This is a genomic window from Flavobacterium sp. CFS9 (assembly GCF_041154745.1).
GTDB lineage: Bacteria > Bacteroidota > Bacteroidia > Flavobacteriales > Flavobacteriaceae > Flavobacterium.
The window spans coordinates 2647329-2663731 of the sequence record NZ_AP031573.1; the positions used below are offsets into that span (position 1 = coordinate 2647329).

Consider the following 16403-nt stretch of genomic DNA (forward strand, 5'->3'; position numbering starts at 1 on the left):
AGAAATAATTAGGGTCAAATAATAATGTCGTATTTTTAATGCATTTTTGTTATATTTGACCTTAATAAATAATACTATGATAGCACATTTACAGGGGAAATTAGTAGAGAAAAATCCAACAGAAGTCATCATTGAGTGTGGCGGAGTAGGTTATCAGGTAAATATTTCTTTACATACCTTTTCATTAATTCCCAATGTAGAAAATATAAAATTGTATACGCATCTTCAAATCAAAGAAGATGCGCATACATTATTTGGTTTTGTAGAAAAATCAGAACGCGAAATATTCAGAATGCTATTGTCGGTTTCAGGAATTGGTGCAAACATTGCCAGAACCATGCTGTCATCAATAGAACCAAGACAAATTATCAATGCTATTGCCTCAGGAGACGTAGGCGTAATCCAGTCCATAAAAGGAATTGGGAACAAAACAGCACAAAGAGTTATACTAGATTTAAAAGAAAAAGTGTTAAAATTGTACGATTTGGACGAAGTTTCGATCGTGCAGAACAATACAAATCGAGATGAAGCGTTATCTGCTTTGGAGGTCTTAGGTTTTGTTCGTAAAACTTCTGAAAAAGTAGTGGAGAAAATCGTAAAAGAAGACCCGGAAGCTACCGTAGAAACCATCATCAAGAAAGCATTAAAAAGCCTATAAAACCAATTTATTTAAACCAACTAGTATGCGTAAAATTTGTATTTTTTTACTGTTTTTATTTTGCGGTAATGTTTTGCGTGCGCAAGTAAATCCCACAGTTCAAGATACAACTAAAACACAATTCTCTGTTGGTAAAGTAGAATTAGGAAATCCGCCAAGTATACTTTCAGCCTATCGGTATGATCCTATAACCGACCGCTACATTTACACCAGTTCAGTGGATGGTTTTAATATCAATTATCCAATTGTATTAACGCCAAAAGAATATGAAGATTTAGTTTTGAAAGAATCCAGAAGAGATTATTTCAGAAAAAAATCAGATGCTATTGATGGTAAAAAATCGGGAAGTGAGGCCGCCAAAAAGAATTTACTGCCGCGATATTATATCAATTCAGGACTTTTCGAAAGTATCTTCGGAAGTAATACTATAGACGTAAAGCCAACAGGATCAGTAGAAATGGACTTGGGGATTCGGTATACCAAACAGGATAATCCGGCTTTTTCACCAAGAAACAGATCCAGTCTTACTTTTGATTTCGATCAGCGAATCAGTATGAGTTTGCTCGGAAAAGTAGGAACCAGATTAGAGGTAAATGCAAATTATGATACCCAGTCTACTTTTGCCTTTCAAAATTTATTTAAACTGGCGTACACTCCTTCAGAAGATGATATAGTTCAGAAAGTGGAAGTTGGTAACGTGAGTATGCCTTTAAACAGCACCCTTATTCGAGGGGCTCAAAGTTTGTTTGGGGTGAAAACAGTTTTGCAATTTGGTAAAACAACTGTTACCGGAGTTTTCTCAGAACAAAAGTCGCAAACCAAGAGTATAGTTGCAGAAGGTGGCGGTACCGTACAAAACTTTGATTTGTATGCATTGGATTATGATAATGACCGACATTTCTTCTTGTCTCAGTATTTCAGAAATAAATACGATGCCTCATTAAAAAGTTATCCTTTCATTGATAGCCGTGTTCAGGTTACGAGAATAGAAGTTTGGGTAACCAACAAACAAAATAGGGTAGCTACAAACAACAATAACTTACGTAACATTATCGCGCTTCAGGATTTAGGAGAAGGGCAGGTTACGGGAGTTCCGGACAATCAGGTAGTGGTGATAAGTAATCCGGTTGGATTCTTTAACAACCCTATCGATACGCCAACAAACAATACCAACAATAAATACGATCCGGCTACTATTGGCAAACCCGGAGCTTATTTAAATTCCAATATTAGAGAAATCGTAACCGCAAAATCGGGATTCAATAACGCAAATACCAGCGAGGGAACAGATTATTCGGTATTAGAAAACGCCAGAAAACTAACAGCAAACGAATTTACTTTCAATCCGCAATTGGGATACATCTCCTTACAGCAGCGTTTGGCTAATGACGAAATTTTAGCAGTAGCATTTGAATACACGGTTGGAGGAAAAGTATATCAGGTAGGAGAGTTCGGAAGTGATGGGGTTGACGGAACCGTAGTGACCGGAAACAACAATGCGAATAAAGCAATCATCACTCAGAGTTTAGTGTTAAAAATGCTGAAAAGTAATTTGACGAACGTTCAGAATCCGGTTTGGAATCTGATGATGAAAAACGTATACCAAATTCCTCAGGCATATCAAATCAAACAAGACGATTTCAGATTAAACATACTGTATACAGATCCTTCTCCGATCAACTATATTTCTCCGGTACCGGGAACAACTTTCCCTGCAAATCCTACACCGGACAATAAAGTCGAACTGACTCCTTTATTGAATGTCTTTAATCTGGACCGATTGAATTATAACAATGATCCGCAAGCCGGAGGAGATGGTTTCTTTGATTATATTCCGGGAATTACGGTAGACGTTCAGAACGCTCGAATTATTTTTACCACCAAAGAGCCTTTTGGAGAATTGTTGTTTAAAAAGTTACAAAATACAGGTTCAGGGGAGAACTATGACGATCCAACTACCTATAATGCCAATCAGAAAAGATATGTGTTTAGAAACATGTACCGAAATACACAGTCCGGAGCTTTGCAGGACAGTGATAAGAATAAATTTTTACTGAGAGGAAAATACAAATCATCAGGAAGCAATGGTATTCCAATCGGAGCGTTTAATGTTCCGCAGGGATCTGTTGTCGTTATGGCAGCCGGAAGAAGACTGGTTGAAGGAATCGATTATAGTGTAGATTACCAATTGGGACGTGTTCAGATTTTGGATCCTTCGCTTCAGGCTTCTAATACACCAATTGAGGTGTCATTGGAGAATAATTCAATTTTCGGACAACAGACCCGAAGATTTATTGGGTTCAATATTGAGCATAAAATCTCGGATAAATTTGTGGTAGGAGGAACTTATCTGAAAATGAATGAAAGACCGTTTACGCAAAAATCAAGTTACGGTCAGGAATCCGTAAACAATACTATTTTTGGGGTTAACGGAAATTACTCCACCGAAGTTCCTTTCTTTACCAGATTAGTGAATAAATTACCGAATATCGATACCGATGTTCCTTCTAATCTTTCGATAAGAGGAGAAGTAGCTTTCTTAAAACCGGATGCTCCAAAAGCCAGTGATTTTGAAGGAGAGGCAACCATTTATGTGGATGATTTCGAAGGTTCTCAGTCTACCATCGATATGCGATCAGCGTATGCGTGGAGTCTGGCTTCGACACCTTTCATAAATTCTTTAAATGATAATACTTTTAATGCCGATTCAAATACATTAGAATATGGTTTTAAACGCGCAAAATTAGCCTGGTATACCATTGACCCGGTTTTTTATGCTTCAAAACCATCGGGTATTTCAAATGATGATTTGTCATTAAATACTACCAGACGTATTTATAGCCGGGAATTATATCCAAATACAGATATTGCTCAGGGACAGATTCAGGTAGTGAATACACTAGACTTAACCTATTACCCTTCCAGCCGCGGACCTTATAATAACAATCCGAACTTTGGAGCAGGTCCTGCCAGTTCTAATTTTGGAGGAATCATGCGTGCTTTGAATTCGACCAACTTCGAACAGGGAAATGTCGAGTACATTCAGTTTTGGGTAATGGATCCTTATGTAGGGAATGGAGAAGCAGCAGTTAATAATACCGGAAAAATTTATTTCAATTTAGGAGAAATCTCAGAAGACGTTCTAAAAGACGGAAGAAAACAATACGAAAACGGATTAGGCCCGGATCAGATTATGGTGAATCCGAGACCGCTTTGGGGAGATGTTCCGGCATCGCAGTCTTTAATTTATGCCTTCGATAATAATGCCGGTAATCGTAGCAATCAGGATGTTGGTTTAGACGGTTTATCCAATGCGAAAGAAGCTTCGGTTTATACTAATTACGGAGGAGAAGAAGATCCTGCGGCCGATGATTACACCTATTATTTAAATACGAATGGAGGAGTTTTAGATCGCTATAAAAAATACAACGGTACAGACGGAAACTCTCCGGTAAGTATTGATTCTCCAAACCGTGGATCAACAACTTTACCGGACGTTGAAGATATCAACCGTGACAACACCATGAGTACCATCAATGCGTATTATGAATACAGCATCGATGTAAAACCGGGAATGCAGGTCGGACAGAATTTTGTTACGGACATTCGTGAAGTAAGCAATGTTGAATTGCCAAATGGAGGTACAACAAATGCAAGATGGATTCAGTTTAAAATTCCCGTTTCCCAGCCGCAAAATACGATCGGAAATATTACAGATTTCAGATCGATTCGTTTCATGCGTATGTTCATGACCGGCTTTAATGATCAGATGACTGTTCGTTTTGGAGCTTTGGATTTAGTGAGAGGAGAATGGAGAAGATATACCGGTACACTTGATGCCAACGATACAAACCCGGCAGACGACGGAACAGAGTTTGATGTTGCGGCTGTAAACATTCAGGAGAATGGTACAAAGTGTCCTGTGAACTACGTGGTGCCACCGGGCGTTCGCAGAGAACAGCTGTATAACAATAATACCATTATCAATCAAAATGAGCAGGCCTTAGCGGTTAGAGTAGGCGGCTCAGGATTACAATATCAGGATTCAAGAGCTGTTTTTAAAAATGTAAGTGTAGACATGCGTCAGTACAAAAAACTGAAAATGTTTTTGCATGCAGAATCATTGCCAAACGAAAATACATTACTTGATGATGAAATGGTAGGTTTTATCCGTTTTGGAAATGACTTTACACAAAACTTCTATCAGGTCGAGGTTCCGTTAAAAGTGACGAGAACCGGAGGGTCTTGTAGTATAAGCCCGGATCAGGTATGGATGGAAGAGAACAATATTGATCTGGCATTGGAGTTACTGACCCGAATGAAAATTAAGGGGATGAATATCGATATTAATTCTGATAAAAGAGATATTAACGGAGTTTACTATCCGGATGATGATCTAAGTGTTAGCGGAGGTGATGGAGACAGCAGATTAAGATTAGGAATAAAAGGAAACCCTAATTTTGGTTTAGTCCGAACCTTAATGGTAGGGGTTAAGAGTAGGGCAGATCATAAAACCATTAAAGGAGAGATTTGGTTCAACGAGCTTCGAATGGCTGACCTGGAGAACAAAGGCGGTATGGCAGCTATCTTAAATATTGATACCAATATGGCTGATTTTGCTACCGTATCGGCTACCGGTAAAAAGAGTACTATTGGTTTTGGATCTTTAGAACAAGGAGCAAACGAAAGAAGTCGTGAAGATATTCAACAGTACAATATTGTGACCAATTTGAATTTAGGGAAATTATTGCCACAAAGATGGGGAATCAATTTGCCGTTTAATTACGCAATTGGAGAAGAAGTTATTACACCGGAATACGATCCGTTCAATCAGGACATAAAATTAAAACAGCTGATTAGAGAAACGACCGATGAGGCAGAGAAAGAAAACATCAGAACCAGAGCTGTTGATTACACCAAAAGAAGAAGTATCAACTTTATCGGAGTAAGAAAAGACAGAGCACCGGAGCAGAAACCGCACGTTTATGACGTGGAAAACTTTACTTTTTCGCAATCGTACAATCAGGTGGAACGCCACGATTATGAAGTAGCAGATTATGTAGACGAGCAATCGAATAGTGCCGTGAACTATGCGTACACCTTTCAGCCAAAAGAAGTGGTTCCGTTCAAGCAGACTAAATTCATGAAGAAAAGTGAATATTGGAAATTGTTGAGTGATTTTAATTTTAATTATCTGCCTTCAAATGTTTCCTTTAATACAAATATTTTAAGACAAAGTAACCGCCAGCAATTCAGAGAAGTTGAAGTGCAGGGAATTGGTCTTGATCCGTTGTACAGACGAAACTTTGCCTTTAATTACCAGTACGGTTTTGGTTTCAATTTAACGAAATCTTTAAAAATTAACTATACAGCAGCATCCAATAACATCGTAAGGAATTTTCTAAACGATGACAACACACCGAAACAGGATTTTAACATCTGGGACGATTATTTTGATATCGGAACACCAAATCAGCACGTACAGCAGTTAGTGTTGAATTATGATATTCCAATTAATAAAATTCCGGTTTTAAGCTTCATCAAAGCAAATTATTCGTATACTGCCGATTATAGCTGGCAGCGTGCTTCGACAGCATTGTCTGAATATGTTGATCCTGTTACGGGAAACATGTTTGATTTAGGAAATACTATTCAGAATGCCAATTCGAATACGTTAACGACAACGCTTAACATGAACATGCTGTACAAGTATTTAGGATTAACTCCGGGTTCCAAAACAGGAGCAAAACCTAAAGCTACTGCACCGCCAAAACCAGGGGAGAAGATTGTAAATACGGCAAAACCTGCTACCACTAGCAGTCCGTTTTATGATGGTATGATTGGTATACTGACCAGTATAAAAAATGTTCAGGTAAATTATACCGTGAATAATGGAACCGTTTTACCGGGATATACCCCGGGTGTTGGTTTCTTCGGAACATCGAGACCTACTTTAGGATTTGTTTTCGGAAGTCAGGATGATATTCGTTTTGAAGCGGCAAAGAGAGGATGGCTAACCACTTATCAGGATTTTAATCAAAATTTTACTCAGGTAACCAATAAGCTTTTGAAAGTAACGGCAAACATCGATTTATTACCTGATCTGAAAATTGATCTGAACATGGATCGTAATTATTCTGAAAATAATTCAGAGCAATATAATGTTGTTAAAAATAATGTGACCGGAGATTTAGATTATAAGGCTATGTCACCGTATAATTATGGAATGTTCTCTATTTCAACAGTGCTAATAAAAACAGCATTTTCGACGAGTACCGCAACAGAGTCTGCCGCATTTGATGATTTCAGAAACAACCGTATGATTATAGCAAACCGTCTGGCAGAGGAACGTTATGGTGCAGGAGCGCCGATCCCGAGATACGGTGATGCAAATAATCCAATTCCGGCTCCAACAGATCCAAACTATAAAGTATATACAGCAAATGAAGGCTATCCGATAGGATTTACCAAAAGTAACCAGGCCGTTTTGTTGCCTGCATTTTTAGCAGCTTATACAGGAAGTAATGCATCGAGCAGTTCAACAGATATTTTCAGAAGTTTTCCAATTCCGAACTGGAGTATTAAGTACAACGGTTTAATGCGTTATAAATATTTTAAAGATAAATTCAAGCGTTTTTCTTTACAGCATAATTACAGAGCATCATATACCATCAACCAGTTCAGATCGAATTTTGACTATATAGAGAAACCTAACGGACAGGACGTGAATACTAATTTCTTTAACAAAACGATCATGTCTAATATCAATCTTGTAGAGCAATTCAGTCCGTTAATCCGAATGGATTTTGAATTGAAAAGCTCACTACGTGTATTGACAGAGATTAAAAAAGACAGAGCTTTGTCTATGAGTTTTGACAATAATTTGCTGACCGAAGTAAAAGGAATGGAATATGTGGTAGGTCTTGGCTATCGTTTTAAAGATGTAATTTTCTCTTCAAGACTTGCTGATTCGCCAACGGGAATCATAAAAAGTGATATCAATATTAAGGCCGACTTCTCGTATCGAAATAATGAAACCTTAGTGCGTTATTTAGATTATGATAACAATCAATTGGCAGCAGGACAAAATATATGGTCGTTAAAACTTACGGCAGATTATGCTTTCAGTAAAAACCTGACAGCGATATTCTATTACGATCATTCGTTCTCAAAAGCTGTAATCTCGACAGCATTTCCTTTAACCAATATTAGATCAGGATTTACACTTAGATATAATTTTGGGAATTAATTTTTAATTTCTAAAGAGGATTTTATTAGAAGATTATTACATTTGTGCCTCAATTATTAAACTATCAATTTTCAAACACACAACTATTATGAGCATACCAGCAAATTTAAAGTACACAAAAGATCACGAATGGGTTAGCATCGAAGGAGATGTTGCAACAGTAGGAATTACTCATTTTGCACAAAAAGAGTTAGGAGATATCGTGTATGTTGAAGTAGAAACTTTAGATCAAAAACTTGAGAGAGATGAGGTTTTTGGAACAGTTGAAGCTGTAAAAACAGTTTCAGATTTGTTTTTACCATTAACAGGAGAAATCATTGCCTTCAATGAAAACCTTGAAAGCGAGCCTGAAACTGTGAATTCTGATCCTTATGGAGACGGATGGATGATTAAAGTTAAAATTGCTGATGCATCAGAAATTGATTCATTATTGTCTGCTGACGCTTATAAAGAACTTATAGGTGCCTAAACAATTGCTCTTAATCTGGGCAATTATCTGCTCAGGAATTATTACCTATTTTTGTTTAACAGATTCCAGTAATATTCCGGCGGTCAATTTTCCGAGTATAGATAAGATTGTCCATTTTTGTTTTCATTTTGGATTTACAATTTCCTGGATTTTGTTTTTCAAAAAAGAGCTGAAAGGGAAAGCACCAGACGATTACAAAGCCTATTTAATTTCATTTATATTTTCTGTTTTTTTCGGAATTACAATCGAAATTCTGCAAAGTGTTTTAACGGTTACACGAGCATCAGATGTAACAGATGTTTTAGCCAATGCACTTGGAGCTATTTTTGGCATCTTTGCCGCTATAGTTTTTAAAAAACAAATCGATAGAATTTAAAAATATAAAACCCACTTCGGTGGGTTTTTTTGTGGTTTGATCTTAAAGAGGTCAGATTTTTGAATAACGATTTCTAATTTCAGATGTTTAACACTGTATAAAATCGACAATTGAAGTGTTAAGCGGGATTAGATCAAAAATCAGCAATCGTTAATCTTCATTCAAAAATCATATAATTTAATGATTGCTCTGTCATATTGTTTTAAAATAAACCTTTGTCGACTTTGTATTTCATTCTAATTTTAAATGTATTTTTGCAGAATTCTCAGAACACGCACAAATCATGAATGTTAAGCAATATCTAGACTCTACTTATTTAAAAACAGCCTCTCAGGCAGGACTTTCGGAAGCAGAAAATACCCTTGTGGTTAAAAATGCTATTGGAGAGGCAATTCGTGAAGGTTTTAAGTTAATCATGATTCGGCCGGAACATGTGGTTTTGGCAAAAGAAATGATTCATAAAGCCAATTCGACTTTGCTGATAGGTACTGTTATTGACTTTCCTGAGGGAGACTCAGATTTAGAGTCTAAATTAAAAGAAGCCAACAAAGCAATAGAAGACGAAGCAGATGATCTGGATTTTGTTTGCAATTATAAAGCATTCAAAGAAGGTGATGTTGATCTGGTTAAACAGGAGGTTTTAATGGGAACACAAATTGGTCTTGCAAACAATAAAACAGTAAAATGGATTATTGAAGTTGCCGCTTTAAATGATACCCAAATAATTCAGCTTTCGGCATTGATCAAAAATGTAGTAATATCTCATTTTAAAGAAGAAAACTACAGTTCAGTTTTCGTGAAATCGTCCACAGGATTTTATAAAACCGAAAACGATTTGCCAAACGGAGCGACCCTTCCAACAATTATAATGATGTTAGAAAATGCTTCGCCTTTGCCTGTTAAAGCTGCCGGAGGAGTTCGGTCTTATCAGGATGCGATAGAAATGATTCGCTTAGGTGTAAAACGAATCGGAACCTCTGCTGCAAAAACAATTGCGGATGGAGGGAACACCCCAAATCAATATTAAACAAAAACCTAAATTTACGTGAATAAGATTGCCCTGTCTTTAATTTTAACCTTAACCGCTTTGTTTTCCTTTTCGCAGGAAAGTAACAATACTTCAATCAAACCTGGTTTTACTGCAGAACAGTTTCCGGTTTTTCCCAACTGTGAAAACCTTCAATCCAAACAACTCGAAAATTGTTTTTATAAAGAAGTGCAGGATTTTGTATTTCAAAATTATCAGGTACCCGAAAATTTAAAACAGGCTAACTACAAAGGAGAAGTAAAAGTATTGTTCGAAGTAGATGCGAATGGCGAGTTTAAAGTAATTTATGTAAATGCGTTAAATGATGCTTTATCAGAAGAAGCTAAACGCGTTTTTAAGAAGTTTCCAAAAATAAAACCATCAACCTATAATGGAAAACCAACTTATTCTAAGTACACAATTTCAATAGATATCCCATTAAAAAGTGCCGATCAGATTGCTCAGGAAGCGCTGGCTGCTGCTCAAATTTTAAAACCTGTCGAGAAACCAATGACAGAACTGGACAGTATTGTATATAAAAAATACAACAATCCGGAATTTGAAAGTCATTTGAATATTCCATTTTCACACAGTTATTATGCACAGTTTGATAAAGCAATGAATCAGGTGGGAAGTAATAATCATACCGCATCAAAGCCTTATACTTATGCAGAAGTTTCAAAATACTACAATTTAAAAGCGGTAAATCAGTCTCTTCAAAAAAATGTTTCGACCTGGTTGGGGAGAAAATTCTGGAATGAAAATATGGTTCAGATCCAGGGAGAAGATTATTGGCTGTCATTAAATCCTATTGTGGATTTGCAAATGGGAAAAGCCTCAGATCTGGATGCTTCCTATACCTACGTAAATACAAGGGCCTTAAATTTCAGAGGGGGATTAGGAAAACAAATCAATTTTACCACAACTATTTTTGAAAGTCAGGGACGATTTGCAGGGTATTACAATGATTATTCCGAGACATTAAAGCCATCAGGAGGAAATCCGGCCATAATTCCGGGAATGGGAATTGCGAAACGATTCAAAACGGATTCTTATGATTTTCCTTTGGCAGAAGCCAATATAACTTATGCGCCAAGTAAATTTTTTGATCTGCAATTGGGCTATGGAAGGAATTTTATTGGTGATGGATACCGCTCGTTATTGGAAGGCGACGGAGCAAGTCCGTACCCATATTTTAAAATCAATACCACCTTTTGGAAAATAAAGTATACCAATACGTATATGTGGCTCAAAGATGTCCGTCCGGATGTAACCTTGGAGAAAACCTATGCTACAAAATTCATGGCCAATCATTATTTAAGCTGGAACGTATCTAACAAACTGAACTTAGGCTTTTTTGAATCGGTAGTCTGGACAGATAATAACAACAGAGGTTTTGATATTAACTTTGTGAATCCGATCATTTTCTATCGTTCTGTCGAGTTTGCATCGTCATCAAGAAGTGGAAATGCGCTTTTAGGAGTAACGTCTAAGTACAAGTGGAGCAATAATGTTAATTTGTATGCACAGTTTTTACTGGATGAATTCTCATTGGGAGATGTGAAAAGTGGGGACGGCAGCTGGAAAAATAAATTTGGATACCAATTGGGAGCAAAATATTTCAATGCTTTTGAAGTAAAAGATTTGTTATTGCAGCTGGAATACAATCATGTGCGTCCGTATGTGTATGCGCACAGTGCGGTGATTACGAATTATGGGCACAACAATCAAAGTATTGGGCACCAATGGGGAGGAAATTTTTCGGAACTGGTTGCAATCGGACGTTATCATAAAGGACGTTATTTTGCTGATGCGAAATTTACCGTTGGAAAAAGAGGCTTAGACTTTGATACCGCTGAAGATGGGTTTAATTACGGAAGTAATATTTATAAAAATTACGATGATAAACGTCCGTATGATAAAGGTGTAAAAGTAGGGCAGGGAAATAAAACAAATGTCTTTATAGCTGATATACAAGGAGGTTACTTGATCAATCCGATGACGAATCTGAAGCTGTTTGGAAGTTTTTTATATCGAAATTTTGATCCTTCGAAAAATACATCAGCAACTTTTAAGCAAAGCACGACCTGGTTTTCTATTGGATTCCGTTCCGATATCTTCAATTGGTATTTTGATTATTAGTATTTTTAATAAGATTTTTTGATATAATACTGTTAAAGATTTGCAAGTCCTTATTTTGTAAAGGTTTTATTGAAAAAAATCTAATTTTATAGGTCTAAATTCTACAATCTAATTTGTACATTTGCACCACTCAAAAAAAACATACAAATAATTACTGTATTGAACGCGACTAAAAATACATTTTCACTAAAATCAATATTTACCGATTTCAAAGAGATAACCAAAGCTGGTTTAGCAATCAGTGTATTGTTCTCTTCCGTAGCCGGATATTTATTGGGAGTTAATGAGGAACATCCTTTTGAATGGAGTGTTTTGGCAGTTTTGGCAATCGGTGGCTATTGCATGGTTGGAGCTTCAAATGCATTTAATCAGGTGATTGAAAAAGATATCGATGCTTTGATGGACCGAACCAAAAATCGACCGGTTCCTTCAGGACGCATGTCTCCCAAAATGGCTTTGTTTGTAGCAAGTTTGCTTACTATTATTGGTATTGCCCTGCTTTACACGATAAATGCTAAGTCGGCCATGTTTGCCGCAATCTCCATATTCTTATACACCAGTATTTATACCCCTTTGAAAACGGTAACTTCATTGTCTGTTTTTGTGGGTGCTTTTCCTGGCGCAATTCCTTTCATGTTAGGCTGGGTTGCCGCTACAGGAGAATTTGGTATAGAAGCCGGAACACTGTTTTTGATTCAGTTTTTCTGGCAATTTCCTCACTTTTGGGCAATTGGCTGGTTTTTGTATGAAGATTATGAGAAGGCTGGAATTTTCATGTTGCCAACCGGAAAAAAAGATAAAGGAACCGCTTTGCAGGTTATTTTATATACAGTTTGGCTGATTGTTGCTTCGTTACTACCCGTTTTAGGATATACAGGGCAATTGTTTATTTCGCCAATAGCAGCAATTTTAGTGTTTTTGTTAGGTTTGTGGATGTTGTTTTATGCAGTACGTCTGTATCAGTTAAGAACACCAAAAGCAGCAAGAACTTTAATGCTGGTAAGTGTTTCGTATATCTCGTTGCTGCAAATCGTATTTATAGTAGATAAATTTTTAAGATAGTTATGGAAATGACAATAACAAAAACAGAAACGGCAGCTGAAGAGAAACTAAGGAAAGCCAAATCGGCAAAACTTATCCTCTTGTTTGCAATGGTAAGTATGACCATGATGTTTGCCGGACTTACAAGTGCTTTTGTGGTTAGTAAATCAAGAGCCGACTGGTTGAAAAACTTTGAATTGCCAACAGCGTTTTATTATAGTACAGCAGTTATTCTGGCTTGCAGTGTTACTTTTTACCTGGCTAAAAAAGCCATTCAGAAAGACAATAGAAGTGCAGTTACAGCTTTGCTTTTAGGAACTTTGGCGTTAGGGATTTTGTTCGTGGTGCTGCAATTTGCAGGTTTTGGACAAATCGTAGAAAGCGGGTATTATTTTACCGGAGAAGGTAGTTCAATTACTACAACATTTTTGTACGTAGTAACCGTGACACACTTGTTACACTTGGCTGGAGGATTAATTTCACTTTTAATTATAATTTATAATCATTTTAAACAAAAATACAATTCGACTCAAACTCTTGGTATAGAACTAGGTGCGATGTATTGGCACTTTTTGGATTTATTATGGTTGTATTTATTTTTATTTTTATATTTCTTTAAATAAGAAAAAAACGTAAATTTGGGAACTTTTTAACGAATATCTTTTATGGGAGCGACAGTTACTACTGCAAACAACGACGAAAAAACTTGGGGAGGCGGTCATGAGATCCAGCCATTAGGAGCAAGTTATGGTAAAATGATGATGTGGTTTTTTATCGTATCAGATGCCTTAACATTCTCGGGATTCCTTGCTGCTTATGGTTTTTCAAGATTTAAATTTATTGAAACCTGGCCTTTGGCTGATGAAGTGTTTACTCACTTTCCTTTTATGCATGGCGTTGCGGCACCAATGTATTATGTAGCCTTAATGACTTTTATTTTGATTTTCTCATCTGTAACAATGGTTTTGGCTGTTGATGCAGGTCACCAATTGAAAAAAACAAAGGTTGCAATTTATATGTTCTTAACTATTATTGGAGGTTTAATCTTCGTGGGTTCTCAGGCCTGGGAGTGGAAAAACTTCATTAAAGGAGAATACGGAGCAGTTGAAACAGCAGGTGGAAGTTTATTACAGTTTGTTGATAAAGACGGTAAAAGAGTAGCTTTGGCTGATTTTGCGGTTAAATTACCGGAACAAAGAGAAGCTTTAACAAGAAGTCACTCTACTTGGTTTATGGAAGATGCTCAGGCACAGCCAACCTTTACAGTTGCAGAAGTTCAGGCAGGTTTTAAAGCTCATCCTGAAGTTTTAATCAGAACAGAACATCTTACAGACAAAAAGAAAAAAACAGTTTTATCGAGAGAAGAGTCTGAAGCTCGTTTAGCAAGTGCTAAATATGTAGTAGAAGGTGCTAATTTGATTAGAAACGAATACGGAAATAAATTATTTGCTGATTTCTTTTTCTTCATCACAGGTTTCCACGGATTCCACGTATTTTCAGGAGTTATCATTAATATCATTATCTTCTTTAATGTATTATTAGGTACTTACGAAAAAAGAAGAAGCTACGAAATGGTAGAGAAAGTTGGTTTATACTGGCACTTTGTCGATTTAGTTTGGGTATTTGTATTTACAGTTTTCTACTTAGTTTAATTTTAGATTTTAATTATTATGTCACACGAACACGTATCAAATACAAAAAGAATCTGGTTTGTTTTTGCATTACTATCAGTAGTAACTACAGTAGAGGTTATTTTAGGGATCTACAAACCTGCATCATTAGAGTTTACTCATTTTGTTGGCTTGAATTTATTGAACTGGATTTTTTACATCCTTACAATATTTAAGGCATATTATATAGTATGGGCATTTATGCACATGGAAGGTGAAAAAAGCAGCCTTAGATGGTCTGTTGTAGCACCTGTTATTTTCCTGGTATTATATCTATTGTTTATTCTGTTAACAGAAGGACATTATATTTATGGGGTTTTTAAAGATTCTACTATAAAATGGAATTTTTAACATGATATTAATTCGAAAAGAGTCCCGATAACATCGGGATTTTTTTATTTTTGTACCTCAATAACTTCTGCAGAAATAATGAAAAAAAATATAGTTCTCTTTTCACTTTTTGTATTGCCAATTGTTGCCTATTTGTTTTTTGCTTCAGGTGTCAACAGCTTTACTACACTTCCTGTTATAACTCCAAAAATTAAAGATTTCGGTGATTGGAAATCGCTGAATGGAAAGAAAGTTTTGTTGGATAAAAAGATCACGGTTCTCGGTTTTTCAGGATCTGAAATTTTAAGTAATCGAGGAAACTACTTTAACTTAAACGAAAAAATTTACAAGCGCTATAACGGTTTTGAAGATCTGCAGTTTGTGGTGCTTTGTCCGTTAGGAACTGAAGCTGATGCACAGAAAGTAGTGGACGCTCTTAAACCTTTTACAGATGTGCAGGGTTGGAATTTTGTTTTTGCTTCGCCGGAAGAAATTCAAACATTTTACAATCAGCTAAAGTTAAAAGGAAAATTAGATCAGAATCTTGGAACTCCGAATGTTTTTATTGTCGACAAAGAAAGAAATCTTAGAGGAAGAAAAAATAAGGAGGAGTATAAAGAAGGGTATGATACTTTTCATCCTTCAGAGCTAAGCAATGAAATGCTGGATGATTTTAAAATCATTTTATACGAATACCGTGCTGCTCTAAAAAAGAATCACAACGCAACTAAGCAACTTTAATCTTTCTATCATGTTTAAGAATAAATCATATATCGGTATTTCATTTATCATTTTAATTTTTGGAATTTATGCCGTTCCTAAAATTGTCGACAGAGTAAAAAATGGTGACATTGTAAAAGGAAACCGTCTGGATAATGTAGGAGTGAAAACTTCAAAATCGGATGGTAAATTAATGAAGATTGGACCAGCTCCTAAATTTGAATTAACCAATCAGGACAATGCTAAAGTTTCGAATGATACGTACAAAGGAAAAGTGTATGTATTAGAATTTTTCTTTACAACCTGCCCGTCGATTTGCCCGAAAATGAATTTAAGCATGTTGGAAATCGAAAAGACTTTTTTCGGGAATCCAAATTTCGGAATCGTATCCATTACAATCGATCCTAAACATGATACACCACAGGTTTTAAAAGATCATGCCAAGTTATTAGGAGTAAAATCTTCGACCTGGAATTTCTTAACTGGGGATAAAAATACGATCATGGATTTGTCTAATAAAGGATTCAATTTATATGCGGGAGAAAATGAAAAAGTGAGCGGTGGTTTTGAACACTCAGGTTTGTTCGCTTTAATTGATAAAGAAGGGAATATCCGTTGCAGGAAAGATGAATTCGGAAATCCAAACATCTATTATGACGGATTGGATAAAAAAGGAGTTAGAGATATACAGGAAGATATTAAAATATTATTAGAAGAATAG

The 16403-nt window shown here is 36.2% G+C and carries 12 protein-coding genes; all 12 read left to right on the forward strand.

Annotation, left to right across the window (positions count from 1 at the left end; genetic code table 11):
* Window positions 1-76 precede the first annotated feature (76 nt).
* Window positions 77-658, forward strand: coding sequence for a Holliday junction branch migration protein RuvA (ruvA, locus tag ACAM30_RS11395; RefSeq protein ID WP_369618596.1), 582 nt, complete (start codon window positions 77-79; stop codon window positions 656-658).
* A 25-nt stretch (window positions 659-683) separates the two neighbouring features.
* The gene (sprA, locus tag ACAM30_RS11400; protein ID WP_369618597.1) at window positions 684-7907 is read left to right on the forward strand and encodes a cell surface protein SprA; all 7224 of its coding nucleotides are present in this window, start codon (window positions 684-686) and stop codon (window positions 7905-7907) included.
* Window positions 7908-7995: 88 nt separating this feature from the next.
* Entirely contained in the window at window positions 7996-8376 is a 381-nt protein-coding gene (gcvH, locus tag ACAM30_RS11405; protein WP_369618598.1) for a glycine cleavage system protein GcvH, read from the forward strand.
* Window positions 8377-8380: 4 nt separating this feature from the next.
* Complete coding sequence (locus tag ACAM30_RS11410; RefSeq protein ID WP_369618599.1) at window positions 8381-8752, forward strand: VanZ family protein; 372 nt, start codon at window positions 8381-8383, stop codon at window positions 8750-8752.
* Window positions 8753-9035: 283 nt separating this feature from the next.
* Window positions 9036-9779, forward strand: coding sequence for a deoxyribose-phosphate aldolase (deoC, locus tag ACAM30_RS11415; RefSeq protein ID WP_369618600.1), 744 nt, complete (start codon window positions 9036-9038; stop codon window positions 9777-9779).
* 18 nt (window positions 9780-9797) lie between these two features.
* Window positions 9798-11921, forward strand: a complete 2124-nt coding sequence (locus tag ACAM30_RS11420; RefSeq protein ID WP_369618601.1) for an energy transducer TonB — start codon at window positions 9798-9800, stop codon at window positions 11919-11921.
* A 159-nt stretch (window positions 11922-12080) separates the two neighbouring features.
* Window positions 12081-12983, forward strand: coding sequence for a heme o synthase (cyoE, locus tag ACAM30_RS11425; protein WP_369618602.1), 903 nt, complete (start codon window positions 12081-12083; stop codon window positions 12981-12983).
* A 2-nt stretch (window positions 12984-12985) separates the two neighbouring features.
* A complete protein-coding gene (locus ACAM30_RS11430) occupies window positions 12986-13585 on the forward strand; it encodes a heme-copper oxidase subunit III (protein WP_369618603.1) in 600 nt (199 codons plus the stop codon).
* A gap of 42 nt (window positions 13586-13627) precedes the next feature.
* Complete coding sequence (locus ACAM30_RS11435; protein WP_369618604.1) at window positions 13628-14614, forward strand: cytochrome c oxidase subunit 3; 987 nt, start codon at window positions 13628-13630, stop codon at window positions 14612-14614.
* Window positions 14615-14632: 18 nt separating this feature from the next.
* The gene (locus tag ACAM30_RS11440) at window positions 14633-14983 is read left to right on the forward strand and encodes a cytochrome C oxidase subunit IV family protein (protein WP_369618605.1); all 351 of its coding nucleotides are present in this window, start codon (window positions 14633-14635) and stop codon (window positions 14981-14983) included.
* Between the two features lie 78 nt (window positions 14984-15061).
* Window positions 15062-15703, forward strand: coding sequence for a hypothetical protein (locus ACAM30_RS11445; protein WP_369618606.1), 642 nt, complete (start codon window positions 15062-15064; stop codon window positions 15701-15703).
* Window positions 15704-15713: 10 nt separating this feature from the next.
* Window positions 15714-16403 (forward strand): SCO family protein, encoded by a 690-nt coding sequence (locus ACAM30_RS11450; protein ID WP_369618607.1) that lies wholly within the window; start codon window positions 15714-15716, stop codon window positions 16401-16403.

Bases quoted from the DNA above. Each gene is read 5' to 3' on its own strand.
- ruvA (WP_369618596.1), top strand. From the start codon at position 77: ATGATAGCACATTTACAGGGGAAATTAGTAGAGAAAAATCCAACAGAA.
- sprA (WP_369618597.1), top strand. From the start codon at position 684: ATGCGTAAAATTTGTATTTTTTTACTGTTTTTATTTTGCGGTAATGTT.
- gcvH (WP_369618598.1), top strand. From the start codon at position 7,996: ATGAGCATACCAGCAAATTTAAAGTACACAAAAGATCACGAATGGGTT.
- deoC (WP_369618600.1), top strand. From the start codon at position 9,036: ATGAATGTTAAGCAATATCTAGACTCTACTTATTTAAAAACAGCCTCT.
- ACAM30_RS11430 (WP_369618603.1), top strand. From the start codon at position 12,986: ATGGAAATGACAATAACAAAAACAGAAACGGCAGCTGAAGAGAAACTA.
- ACAM30_RS11435 (WP_369618604.1), top strand. From the start codon at position 13,628: ATGGGAGCGACAGTTACTACTGCAAACAACGACGAAAAAACTTGGGGA.
- ACAM30_RS11440 (WP_369618605.1), top strand. From the start codon at position 14,633: ATGTCACACGAACACGTATCAAATACAAAAAGAATCTGGTTTGTTTTT.
- ACAM30_RS11445 (WP_369618606.1), top strand. From the start codon at position 15,062: ATGAAAAAAAATATAGTTCTCTTTTCACTTTTTGTATTGCCAATTGTT.
- ACAM30_RS11450 (WP_369618607.1), top strand. From the start codon at position 15,714: ATGTTTAAGAATAAATCATATATCGGTATTTCATTTATCATTTTAATT.